This window comes from Cumulibacter soli, from assembly GCF_004382795.1.
In the GTDB taxonomy this organism is placed as follows: Bacteria; Actinomycetota; Actinomycetes; order Mycobacteriales; family Antricoccaceae; genus Cumulibacter; species Cumulibacter soli.
This window is the reverse complement of sequence record NZ_SMSG01000011.1, coordinates 26,856-38,420: the sequence shown is the minus strand read 5'-3', so window position 1 is coordinate 38,420 and position 11,565 is coordinate 26,856. Positions and strand designations below refer to the sequence as shown.

At 65.4% G+C, this 11,565-nt stretch carries 13 protein-coding genes; 4 read left to right on the top strand and 9 right to left on the bottom strand.

Going from position 1 to position 11,565, the window contains the following annotated elements; all coding sequences use genetic code 11:
- Positions 1 to 240 precede the first annotated feature (240 nt).
- Positions 241 to 1,272, top strand: a complete 1,032-nt coding sequence (sepH, locus tag E1H16_RS17900; RefSeq protein WP_134325292.1) for a septation protein SepH — start codon at positions 241 to 243, stop codon at positions 1,270 to 1,272.
- A gap of 81 nt (positions 1,273 to 1,353) precedes the next feature.
- Here the strand turns inward: sepH and E1H16_RS17895 are convergent, their stop codons facing one another.
- The 5 genes from E1H16_RS17895 to E1H16_RS17875 form a co-directional block, all read right to left on the bottom strand.
- Complete coding sequence (locus E1H16_RS17895; RefSeq protein ID WP_208379157.1) at positions 1,354 to 2,169, bottom strand: TrmH family RNA methyltransferase; 816 nt, start codon at positions 2,167 to 2,169, stop codon at positions 1,354 to 1,356.
- A 94-nt stretch (positions 2,170 to 2,263) separates the two neighbouring features.
- Positions 2,264 to 3,100: a thioesterase family protein gene (locus E1H16_RS17890; RefSeq protein WP_166741836.1), complete on the bottom strand. Its 837-nt coding sequence runs from the start codon at positions 3,098 to 3,100 to the stop codon at positions 2,264 to 2,266.
- Complete coding sequence (locus E1H16_RS17885; protein ID WP_134325289.1) at positions 3,097 to 4,428, bottom strand: MFS transporter; 1,332 nt, start codon at positions 4,426 to 4,428, stop codon at positions 3,097 to 3,099. The genes E1H16_RS17890 and E1H16_RS17885 overlap by 4 nt, the downstream gene beginning before the upstream one ends.
- The gene (locus tag E1H16_RS17880; protein WP_208379156.1) at positions 4,425 to 4,856 is read right to left on the bottom strand and encodes a MarR family winged helix-turn-helix transcriptional regulator; all 432 of its coding nucleotides are present in this window, start codon (positions 4,854 to 4,856) and stop codon (positions 4,425 to 4,427) included. The genes E1H16_RS17885 and E1H16_RS17880 overlap by 4 nt, the downstream gene beginning before the upstream one ends.
- Positions 4,857 to 4,923: 67 nt before the next feature.
- Complete coding sequence (locus E1H16_RS17875; protein WP_134325288.1) at positions 4,924 to 6,393, bottom strand: NCS2 family permease; 1,470 nt, start codon at positions 6,391 to 6,393, stop codon at positions 4,924 to 4,926.
- A 124-nt stretch (positions 6,394 to 6,517) separates the two neighbouring features.
- Here E1H16_RS17875 and E1H16_RS17870 point away from each other — a divergent pair, with 124 nt between their 5' ends.
- Positions 6,518 to 6,736 carry a DUF2530 domain-containing protein gene (locus E1H16_RS17870; RefSeq protein WP_208379155.1) on the top strand — a complete coding sequence of 73 codons (219 nt, stop codon included), beginning with the start codon at positions 6,518 to 6,520 and terminating at the stop codon, positions 6,734 to 6,736.
- On the opposite strand, the gene E1H16_RS17865 is transcribed toward E1H16_RS17870, so the two are convergent.
- Positions 6,737 to 7,702: a DUF3027 domain-containing protein gene (locus tag E1H16_RS17865; protein WP_134325287.1), complete on the bottom strand. Its 966-nt coding sequence runs from the start codon at positions 7,700 to 7,702 to the stop codon at positions 6,737 to 6,739. It abuts the gene before it with no gap.
- A gap of 82 nt (positions 7,703 to 7,784) precedes the next feature.
- Here E1H16_RS17865 and E1H16_RS17860 point away from each other — a divergent pair, with 82 nt between their 5' ends.
- Complete coding sequence (locus E1H16_RS17860; RefSeq protein WP_166741835.1) at positions 7,785 to 9,725, top strand: MFS transporter; 1,941 nt, start codon at positions 7,785 to 7,787, stop codon at positions 9,723 to 9,725.
- The gene (locus E1H16_RS17855) at positions 9,722 to 10,219 is read left to right on the top strand and encodes a DUF2771 family protein (RefSeq protein WP_134325285.1); all 498 of its coding nucleotides are present in this window, start codon (positions 9,722 to 9,724) and stop codon (positions 10,217 to 10,219) included. The genes E1H16_RS17860 and E1H16_RS17855 overlap by 4 nt, the downstream gene beginning before the upstream one ends.
- Before the next feature lie 29 nt (positions 10,220 to 10,248).
- On the opposite strand, the gene E1H16_RS19090 is transcribed toward E1H16_RS17855, so the two are convergent.
- The 3 genes from E1H16_RS19090 to E1H16_RS17840 all read right to left on the bottom strand — a co-directional run bounded on the left by E1H16_RS19090 (position 10,249) and on the right by E1H16_RS17840 (position 11,537).
- Complete coding sequence (locus E1H16_RS19090) at positions 10,249 to 10,635, bottom strand: cold-shock protein (RefSeq protein WP_134325284.1); 387 nt, start codon at positions 10,633 to 10,635, stop codon at positions 10,249 to 10,251.
- A gap of 90 nt (positions 10,636 to 10,725) precedes the next feature.
- Positions 10,726 to 11,331 carry an HAD family hydrolase gene (locus E1H16_RS17845; protein WP_243837893.1) on the bottom strand — a complete coding sequence of 202 codons (606 nt, stop codon included), beginning with the start codon at positions 11,329 to 11,331 and terminating at the stop codon, positions 10,726 to 10,728.
- Positions 11,332 to 11,333: 2 nt separating this feature from the next.
- Positions 11,334 to 11,537 carry a hypothetical protein gene (locus tag E1H16_RS17840; RefSeq protein ID WP_134325283.1) on the bottom strand — a complete coding sequence of 68 codons (204 nt, stop codon included), beginning with the start codon at positions 11,535 to 11,537 and terminating at the stop codon, positions 11,334 to 11,336.
- Positions 11,538 to 11,565 lie beyond the last annotated feature (28 nt).

The window sequence follows — 11,565 nt, the reverse complement described above, 5'->3', positions numbered from 1 at the left end:
ACAACCACGTCGGCTGACGTTTTGGCGGCAGATCTTGCACCGTAGTTGGTGCACCATCTGCCGCCAAAACCGATCCGGCGCGCGGCAGTACAGGCGGCGTTAGCACTCTGTGTGCTGCGCACACACTCGATCGATGACCCGCTGCCGAGCCCGGCGCGGCAGCCCGTTCGAGCACATCACCTCGCGTACGCTAAAAGAACGCCTGATACGACTCGCAACCGAGGAGGAGGACCCCAAAGGATGCGCCCACTTCGCTTTATCGCGTTGTCAGAGGACGGCAAGAACCTTGTCCTTGCCCCTGACGTACCGGAAGCGATCGACAACGGCGAGCGCTTCCTGCTGGCTCTTGACGACCGCCTCCGCGCCGCTGCCCGTGGCGACCTCAGTCGGCTCGGGCAGATCGAGATCGAGATCGAATCCCAATTGCGCCCCCGTGAAATCCAGGCGCGTATCCGCGCCGGCGAGACTCCGGACACCGTGGCCGCTGCTGCCGGAGTCCGGATCGAGCGCGTCATGACTTATGCGCATCCCGTCCTACAGGAACGTGCCCAGGTCGCGGTCCGCGCCCAGTCCGCTCGGGTGAAGATCGAAGACTCTGGGTCGGCGCACCCACCGACACTCGCCGAGCTGATCGAAAGTCGCCTCCTCGTGCGCGCCATCGAAGACACCACGATCGACTGGGATGCCCGTCGCCTCGAGTCGGGACAGTGGGAGGTCACGTCCACGTGGGTCGCCGATGACCGCACCATCACGGCGCACTGGCGATACGACATGCAGAACAGCATCATCTACCCCGGCTCCAAAGACACCATCGAGTTGATCGAGCCGAAACCTCGTCTGGCCGCCGTGCCCGTGCCGACTGACGATCCTTCGCTGGACGACGAACGGAGTGCTGCGGCCCCTATCCCGCTGCAGCGCCCGCGCGACGACAGCGCGGCGAAACCTCGTCCGGCACGACGTGCCGCCGCCACTCGCGACCCGCAGGATCTGAGCCTGGATGAGCTGTTTCTTGCCGAGGAGTTCGATGACGCGGTCGACCCCGGACATCTCGGTAACGCCTCACGCCGTCCCGAGCTCACCGACGATGACGTCGAAGATCAGGGTCTTTTCGCGCAGGCACCGGCTACGCCTGAGGACGAGGATGAGCCGCCCGCCTCGATGCCGGAAGCTGACGATTCCGAACAGCCGGCCGCAGCGACACCGAAGGGCGACAAGAAGCCCCGCATTCCCAGCTGGGACGACATCGTGTTTGGCGTGAAGAAGCGGAAGTAGCGGCAGCGCAAGCACCGATCCCGACCCGCGACGTCTGCACGTGCTAGTTCCTCGCGGCCAATCGTCCGACGGCGGCGGCTATTAATCGACCTTGGCAAAGTGCGCGAGTACCACGGCTGCGGCGGTCGCCACGTTCAACGAGTCCACCCCATCCGCCATCGGTATCCGCACCGCGCGACTCGCGGCTCCCAGCGCCACGGGGGTGAGTCCGGGCCCCTCCGACCCCACCATCACCGCCACTTTGGGCATCGCGGGATCCAGCGCCGATAGCCGCACAGCCGGCGGCGCGGGCGTCGTCGCCAGTACCTCGAATCCGCCAGCGCGCAGCTCAAACAACGCATCCGGCCAGTCGCCGGCGTCGACGGTACAGAACGGCACCCGCAGTACATTCCCCATCGATACCCGCACCGCGCGGCGATACAGCGGATCAGAGCACCTCGGGCCCAGCACGACGGCGTCAACGCCGAAGGCCGCGGCATTGCGAAACAGCGATCCTAGGTTTTCGTGATCGCCAACGCCCTCAAGCACCAGCAGCCGCGTGGACATGGACATTAGATCGGCGAATGACGGCATCGCGGCACGATCAGCGCACGCCAGCACCCCGCGGTTCAGGTGAAATCCGACGACGGAATCCATCACGTCGACGGGAACGGTGTACACGGGCACGTCGAGGGCGGCCGCGCGCAATACCGGCTCCAAATGTGCCGTCTTCGCTGCCACACCCATCACCGAGCGAACCGGGTACGGCGACGCGATCAACCGCTCGACCACCGGGACGCCCTCGGCTATCACCAGCCCGCGCCCACCCGGTCGATCGGGGCGACGGTCCGCGTTCGTCAGGTCGCGGTAGTCATCGAGCCGCGAGTCTGCGGGATCGGTGACGGATATCGACGCCATCAGTACTCACCCACCCGAGTTAGCTACCCACCTGTGATCCACCCGGCCATCGACCAAAAGAGAGAAACGGGCGAATGGTTGCCACCAAAGGGCACTAGTGGCCGGTCTTGCCGTGGTCATCACGGGTCGGCTGCGGAGGCATCGCGATCTGGCGTCCACGCGCCACGATCGTTCCGCGGCTGTCCCAGAGGTCGACCTCTTCACAACCGAACATCGTGCCGCCGTACGGCCGCCCATGGATCCGCATCAACACAGTGTCACCGACGGGCTTCGCGTACGTGGTGACCTGCATCTGCAACGTCGGTGCCCAACCGAACTCCCCTAGCGCGAACGCCAGCGGCGGCGCGATATCGGAGAAGGCGATCAGCGCCAGCGTGTCCAGCGGTCGGCCGTCCCGGAACCGTAGCCAGACATACATCTCGTCACCGGTCGGTCTACCGGGCGTAAATCCGCGCCCGGGTACAAACCTCATATCGAGTACGTCGGCCATCTCACCCAGCGCCTTGGATTCCTTCGACTGGCGCGGATCGGGGCAGTCGGCCATCGACGGCATATCAGGCATCGGCAGATCGGCCTTGACCCCGCTGAGGTCGTGCGGCAATTGGCCGAGGGTGACCAGTGAAGAGACTCGCGTCTCGCCGTCCTGCACCAGACGGGCGATTCCGCTACTGATCCGGCGGCCCACCCGGGCGACGTCGACGTCGATATCCAGCGGTCCGGGCGTCACTTGTGAGGAGAACACCGTCGACACCGCGAGGTGGTCCAGTGACGGGTCAATGACCGCGCCGACCGCTGCCGCGGCGACGCCTTGCAAGTAGCCTCCGTTAACGAACTTTCCGCCGAAGTTCCAAGCGTCGTCGATCCGGGACTGGTGCAGCACGCGGTCGGCGCGTCGCTCCAGGCCAAATGCACGGTCCAACCGGTACGTCACGTAACTTCCTCCATGGGTTCTCGTCGATACGGAATCATTCTCTCGCTGCCTATTCGGACTTGAAGCCGCGGGCTGGTCCGACTGAGCTCGACCTGTAGCCCACCCTCGCGGCGAGCCAATAGCCACGCGGCCAGCACGGCGGACGCCGCGGTCAACAGTCCGGAAATCATGAACGCGTATTGGATGCCCCACATATCCGTCATCCAACCGACCAGAGGTGAGCCGAACGCCCCCGCGCCCATCAGCGCCATGAAGTAGAGCGCCATCACCCGACCGCGGGTGCTCGAATCCACCGACAACTGCACGGTCGCATTCGCGGACACCAAGAAAGCGAGGCTGACGATCCCGGTCGGGATCAACAGCAGGGCGAACACCCAGTAGTTACCGATCCAGGCGATCGCCACCTCCGCGAGCCCGAACAGCAGCGCGGTCGTAATGAGAAACCGCAGCCGCGGCTGCGTGGAGCGCCGCGCTGCCAATAACGCTCCGCTGAGCGTGCCGAGAGCCAGCGCGGAGGCCAGCAGACCGTACTCCGCGGCGCCTCGGTGGAACACGTGGGTGGAGATCAGCGGGATCATCACTTGCAGGTTCAGCCCAAACAACGACACCGCGGTAGCCAGCCCTATCATCACCATCAGGTCCGCCCGCGAGCGCACATAACGCAGGGCCGCGCGGATCTGGCCCGGCTCGCGGCTGGCCTGGTGGGTGTCATACAACTTGCTCGTATCGATCATCGTCAGCAGCACGATGATCCACAGACTCGAGGCGGCGTTGATGAGGAATACTGGCCCGATGCCGATCCAGCCGATCAGCACCCCAGAGATCGCGGGGCCGATCAGTCGGGCAGCGTTGAATGACGACGAGTTCAGCCCGACGGCGTTCACCACATCCTCGGTCGGCACGAGTTCGCTGGCGAACGACGTCCGCGACGGCGCCTCGATCGCATTCGCGCACCCCAGTAGAAGCGCCATTGCATAGACATGCCACAATGCGACGACGTCTCCGAGGATCAGGACGCCGAGTACGGCGGCCGAAATCGCGACCACGAACTGAGTCACCCGCAGCACACTTCGTTTTTGCAGCCGATCGGCGAGTACGCCGCCGTACATCCCCAGAAATAGGGTCGGCACGAACTGTAGGAAGGTCACCGTGCCGAGCGCGATCGCGTCCTGGCCGGTCAGTTCGAGAACGAGCCAGTCCTGAGCGATACGCTGCATCCAGGTCCCGGTATTCGACAGGATCGAACCGGTGAAGTACAGCCGATAATTACGGTGTCGCAGTGAGCGGAACATGCCCGAGTCGCGCCGACTCGAGCGTGAGCCGCTCACTCCCCGATGAGCCGCAGCAGGATGTCGCTGGCGCGCATGAGCGTCTGCTTCTCCTCCTCGGAAAGCGTGCCGATCTTTTCGGCTAGCCACGCCTCCCGGGTTTGCGCCTCTTCTTGCAGGATCTTGCGCCCGTCCTCGGTCAGGCTCACCAGCACCTGCCGGCCATCGCTGGGATCGGACTTTCGACTCACGAGCCCGTGGTCGTACAGCGTGGTGATCACTCGGGTCATCGACGGCGGCTGGACCCGCTCACGTGCGGCAAGTTCGCCGAGCGTCAACTCTCCGGCCAGGTTGATGCTGGCCATTGCCGACAACTGAGTCAGGGTGATGCGATGCGCGCCGACCGCCCGCAGTTGACGCATCGTCCGGGTGGTCGCCACGCGCAGAATGGCCGCCAGGTCTGGGCCGGTACTCATTGGAGTGCTCACAACTACTTAGATTAGCAAAACAGTTGCGGATTCATACTCCCTGAACGCCACCGCAGTCCATGGACGATCAGCCGATGAGCTGACGGATCGGGTCGATCGCGAAGTAGATCACGAACAACGCCGTGATCACCCACATCAACCAATGAATCTCGCGGGCGCGCTTGGTGACCACCCGCAGCAGCACCCAGGCGATGAAGCCGGCGCCGATACCGTTGGTGATCGAGTACGTGAACGGCATCAGCGCGATCGTCAGGAAGATCGGCATTACGTCGGTGAAATTGTGCAGGTCGAGTTCTTTGACCTGCATGATCATCAGTGCGCCGACGATGATCAGCGCCGGCGCGGCCGCTTCGCTCGGCACGATATTCACGATCGGCGCGAAGAACATCGCGACGACGAACATCAGCCCGGTGATCACCGAAGCAAATCCGGTCCGCGCGCCCTCGGCGACGCCGGCGGAGGATTCGATGAACGTCGTACTGGAGGAAACGCTGGAGGCGCCACCGGCGACTGCGGCTAGCGAATCGACCAGCAGGATCCGGTCGATGTTTTCCACGGTGCCGTCGTCCTTGAGCATCTTGCCTTCGCTGGCGACCGCGACCGTCGTACCCATCGTGTCGAAGAAATCCGCGAGCATGAGCGTGAAGATGATCAGCAGTGCACCGATCGCGGACGCCTCGAAGGCACCAAACAGGTCGACGTCACCCATGATCGACAAGTCCGGTAAGGCGACCACCTCCGAAGGCACCGCCGGAGTGTTCAATCGCCAGCCCGTCGGGTTCACCACACCATCGGCGCCGACCACCGGCCCGACCTTCGCGATCTTCTCCACGACGATCGCGAGCACCGTGGTGACGACGATAGCGATCAGGATCGATCCGCGAACCTTCTTCGCGTACAGCACCGCCATCAGCAGGACGCCGACGACGAACACCAATACCGGCCAGCCCTTGAGCTCGCCGAACTGGCCCATCAGCACCGGCGCACCTGTCTCGTGCGCCTGGGTGAATCCGGCGTCCTTCAGGCCGATGAACGTCAAGAACAGGCCGATACCCACGGAGATCGCGATCTTGAGTTGGTGTGGGATCGCGTTAAAGACCGCTGTACGGAATCCGGTCACCACCAGCAGCGTGATGAGAATGCCCTCGAGGACCACGAGGCCCATGATCTGCTGCCACGGCAACTGGAACTGCGCGAGCGCGGCCACCTGCGCGTTGATACCGAGCCCGGCGGCCAGCGCCAGGGGAAACTTGCCGACGACCCCCATCAGGATCGTCATCACCGCGGCGACCAGCGCCGTCGTCGAGGCGACCGCCGCGAACGGGAGCTCCTGGCCAGTCACATCGGCGATCCCCGCAAGAATGATCGGGTTCAGCACGATGATGTACGCCATGGTGAAGAACGTGGTCAGCCCGCCACGAACCTCACGCCCGAGAGTCGAACCGCGCTTGGTGATCTCGAAGTAACGGTCCAGACCGTTACGCGGTTTACCGCCGGCGACCTCGGCGGTTTCAGAGCCAGTGACACGCTCGCTCATCGGATTCCTTCCACACCGCGGCGGTTACCGCCGCGTCAAGTTAACGCCGCGAACTTACCGGAGCCCATACCTCGCCCACAATCCAGACGGCCCAACTCGTTCCGCGCTCGACTAAGGTAGGCACGTGTCCAATCCGCTGCGCCCTGCACCCGAACCGGTCCAGTTAGACACCCGCGTGATCACGCGGGTCGGGACGGCATTGTTTGCGCTGGCAGCGGTCGTCATCGCGCTCGTACCATCACTTCGCGATCAGTCGGACGGACTGTGGCTCTGGACGGCTATCGCAGGCGCCGTGCTCGGCGTCCTGGGCCAGGCGGTCATGGCCTGGCAGAAAGCGCCCTAACTAGTGAGTGCTTGAGGCGGTTGGCGCCTTCTGGCGCTCCGCGAACGCGAGCCGTACGGCGCTGATCACCTGCGCCGCACTCATCATTCGCTTCGCGCGACTGCGCCGCTGTTCGGCGTCCAGGCGTACGGCGGCGAGGGTGGCGACGGCGATCGCGCGTCGTTCGGCCGACAGGGTGCCGCCGCGCGGCAAAGTGGTCACATCGACCGCGCGCGTGTTGTAGATCAGCGGGCGTCGCTTGGCCAATTGCAGTTCCAGGTCGCGCGTGGCATCCGAATGTGCCCCACATCCGAAGTCGGCGGCGACCACGTGGGCGTCAGCCGGGGAGACTTCGTTGGCGCAGGCACCAAACAGGCCCTGCATTGAGCCGCCCAACGGGAGGTAGAACCCGCAGGTACCGCAGTGCGCAGGTGCATGCCGCGCCATCGCGGCCGTCGACGAGTGCGGGCCGTTACCCCATCGCGCGGCCGCGTCCAAGCGGCCGTCCCGCGATAGCACTCGTTCGCGGCCCAGGCCGAGTTCCGTCGCAACGGCCTCAACTTGTGGATCGTCACTGAGCGTGTACCCCGGCACCAACCGGTCGTCCGCGGGGTCAGTGGGCACGAGATCGCCCGGGTGCAGATCGTCTGGGCGAATCCGCTGCGCCCACGGCACCCATGGTTCGAGTCGGATCGAGCCGTCGCCGGGCAGCAGCACTACCTCGTTGATCGTGATCCGCTCATCATCAAGCGTCCGCGACAGGCTGATCGCCCAGTACCAGCCGACGTACCCCGGTAGCGTCGCGACGAATCGGTGCGTGAGTGCGTGACCTGAACTCGTTGATTCGGGGTTCACACCCAAATGAGCGCCGACCATTGCGACCGGGACGTCCTCGATCAGCGCCTGGCGCGCCACATCGATCGCCGCCGCGAGCACCTCGTCGACGGGGTTATCGGCTGCGGGGTGCTGCTCTGGCGCGGTCTGCATGTGGCCATTGTCCCTCACGCGATCCGACGCCGCAGCCGGGGTATCGCGGACATTGTCGACCAACTGAGAGAGTATGGAGACCATGACCTTGCCTGGCTTCCCTCCCGCTGGCGGCGGTGAGCGTTCGTCTGGCTCCCCTCGCGAGTCGTACGGCGCTGGCGAACCTCCGGCCGGCGGCAATCGATCCCGCCGCGACTCCGCATACCGTGGACGGGCCGAGCGTGGCCCAGCCGAGCGTGGCCGCAGCACCCCCGACGATTTTCCGCGCGAGTCCCACCCCACCGAGGCCAGGACAGGAACCGGCCGCGGCGCGCGGATGTTGGAAGCAACCCGCGTGTTCACCAAGACCACTGCGCGGCGCATCGACGACGTCTCCAGGGCGGACGGCGCGGAGAAGACCGGGCTGCGCACACTGATCTGGTCGAACGCGCTCAGCATGGGCGGCGATGCGTTCGTCACCGTCTATCTGGCGGCCACGCTGTTCTTTGCCGCGCCGGGCGAACAGCAGCGCAGCAACGTTGCCCTGTACTTATTGGTCACGGTCGCGCCATTCGCGGTGATCGCCCCGGTCATCGGCCCCCTGCTCGATCGGATTGATCGAGGACGACGCGTCGCCATCGCTGCGACGTACGCGCTACGTGCCGTGCTGTGCTACCTGCTGGCGGTCAATACCGACTCCACCGTGGTGCTGTATATCTGCGCGCTGCTTTTGCTGGTGTTCTCGCGCGCCTTCAACGTGCTGCGCGCGGCCGTGGTCCCCCGTGTCTTACCGGATGACATGCCCCTGGTGACAGCGAACTCCCGCCTCAATGTGTTCGGAGTGTGCGGCGCGGGCGCCCTCGGCGGCATCGGCGTGGCGTTGATGAACGTATTCAACTTCTTTGAGCCGTCCGGCGACGAGGAAGCAACGCTCGGCTTCACGATCGAATTGATCGTCGGCGCGCTCGTGTTCCTACTCGGCGCGTGGCTCGCGATGCGGCTACCCGCGCGGGTCGACACCGACCAGGGTGAGGGCAAGGTCGCGATGAGCGCCCGCGGCGACGGCGGGTCCCGTGAGCGCAAGACCTCCTCGGGTGTGCGGATCGTGCTCGGCACCCATGTGGTCACCGCCCTGCGCTCCAGCAGCGTGCAGAAGTTCCTCGGCGGGTTCCTCACGTTCTTCATGGTCTTCTACATCCAGTCCACGATCGAAGGGTTCAGCGGTCTGGTGGCCCTAGGCGCGCTCGGCGCCGCCGCCGGTGTGGGATCCCTGATCGGTGTCTCGCTGGGCACTCGCTTCGCGACGACCTCACCGGACCGGCTGGTCCTTATTGCTAGCGGCGTGCTCGTCGCCTGCAGCATCTTCGCCGCGGTGACCCCCGGTGTGGTGATCTCGATCATCGTCGCGCTGATCGCCGCCATCCTGTCGGCACTCGGCAAGATCGGGCTGGACGCGATCATTCAGCGCGAAATTCCCGAAGACTTCCGTTCCTCGGCGTTCAGCCGGAGCGAGACGATGCTGCAGCTCGCGTGGGTGTTCGGTGGCACCGTCGGCATCCTCTTGCCTACCTCCGAGGGACAGTTGTGGGTGGGTTGGACGGTGGCGACAGTGCTGATGTCGGTCGCGTTCGGGCTCACCTTATGGGCGAGGCACAAGGCGCATCAGACCGGCGCGCAACAGGCCGCCGTACAGCCGAAGGTCCGCTCCAACACTCGGTTCGCGATCGGCCGCAATCGACGCGACAAGGACGCTGAGGCGCCGCGCGGTCGCCCGCGCCGCCGCTCGGCACCGCCTCGCGGATCGGATGTAACACCCCGCGCCGACGGCCAGCGCCCGGGGTCCGGCGAACCGCTGCCTGAGCGGCAGCGGCCGCAGCGCCAACGGCCCGTGGCTGAGGGGGCACCAGCGCCATCGGACGACAATTGGTTGAGCACGCCCGCGCCGGACGCCCGACGTACGAAAGCACTACCGGACTTCCGCGCCGCCGGACTGCGGCCGCCACCATCACCGCGCAACGATCGACCACGAAACGAGGATGCGTGACGTCAGCACATTCCGGCTATCGCCGCGGATGGATTTTCGCCCTGTTCCTCGCGCTCAGCATGCTGCTGTCCGCCTGTAGCGATACCAGCGACGCCAGTCCGGAGATCAAAGTCGCGATCGGCAACGCCACCACGACCCTCACCCCCACGCTGTACTGCGTGGACGGTGAGGCACAGCTCGCGGACGAGAACAGTAAGACCGCAGCCCTCGAAGCGGCCCCGGACACGGCCGTGGCAATCAGCGTGCCGCAGCAGGTCGCGGACGTCGGCTGGACGATTCAGATCTGGTCGGTGAGCGATACCGACACCGGCGCCGTCCCGCTGGAGCAGATCGGCAACGTGGATGCCGGTACCGCGCGAGAGTTCGATGGGTTCACCACGTCGGACGTCGTACCCAATCGGTACTTCGTGATTATCGCGCTGCCCGAGGACCCCGACTGCAACGCGCAGGGCTCCGCCGGGATCTGGACGCTACTGGTCTCACGCGTCGGGTAGCCGGATCGGTAGATAGCCGGAACGGCGAATTACGCGTCGAGGTCGTCGGCCACCGCGCGCAGCACCGTGGCGACCTTCGTACCGTGCGAGCGGTCCGGGTAACGGCCGCGGCGTAGGCCGTTAGAAACATCGTCGAGCAGTTTGATCAGGTCTTCGACGATTGGAGTGAGCTCCTCCGGCTTGCGCCGAGTTGCGGCGACCACGGACGGGGTCCGATCGAGCAGCCGCATTGAGAGCACCTGAGGTCCCCGGCGGCCGTCGGCGATGCCGTATTCGACGCGCTGACCCTTCTTCAGTTCGTTGACCCCGGTCGGCAACGCTGACTTCGGGGCGAAGACGTCGTCACCGCCGCCATCTTGCGACACGAATCCGAAGCCCTTGTCGGCGTCGTACCACTTCACACGTCCGGTTGGCACTTGGTGTCCTCACTTCATTACTGCGGCGCCTGCCTCGGCGCCGGATTCTGCGCGCGTCCAGCCTAGCCATATCAGGCCGGCGCGCGGCGGTTACAGGTTGTCGCGGAGCCAGTCGGGCAACGACCGGAGCGAGTCGAGAACGACGTCCGCCCCGGCGAGGCGTAACTCCTCGGCGCTGAGCCCACCGGTGGGCACCCCGACAGCGATCGCTCCCGCGTCCTTCGCTGATCGCATGTCCCCGGCATGATCACCGATATAGACGGCCGCCGACTCTTCCCGCAGCACCTCGGTCTTGCCGGCTGCCCATCGAGCGCCGACGAGCCGGTCATACGGAAAGTCGAGCGCGTCGAGGTGCAGGCGCGCATTCGATTCAAACTTGCCCGTCAGGACCAGCAGCCGGTGCCCGGCGTCGCGCACGTAGGCCAAGGCTTCTCGGGCGCCGGGCAACGGTTCGGTCGACGCTATCGCGATGCTGGGGTACAGCGTTCGGTATTGCTCGACCGCATGCGAAATGTGCTCCTCGGCGACGTACGGCGCGATCATCTCGGCCAACGGCGGACCAAGCTTCGAGACCACGGCGTCCGCGTCGATGCGGTAGCCGTGCGCAACATTGAGCTGCTCGAGTACGGCGGAAATTCCGGGGCGGGAATCGACCAGCGTCATATCGAGATCGAACCCGACGACGAGGTCGGCCACGGCTACCGGTTAGGTCGAGCGGTGGGGTGCTCGTAGTCCAACGCGGCGATCGGCAGCGGGAACTTAAGGTCGTCGCCGAATGGCGACGACTGGCCGGGCCGATCGGTAAGCAATTCGGTGACGGCGTGGTTCCCGGGACCGCCGGGCCAGGTCGGCTCCAGGGTGGTCAGCTCGTCGTTGTCACTGCGGACGACGTCCTTGGCCATCACGGCTCCCTCACTGCGGCTGGTACGG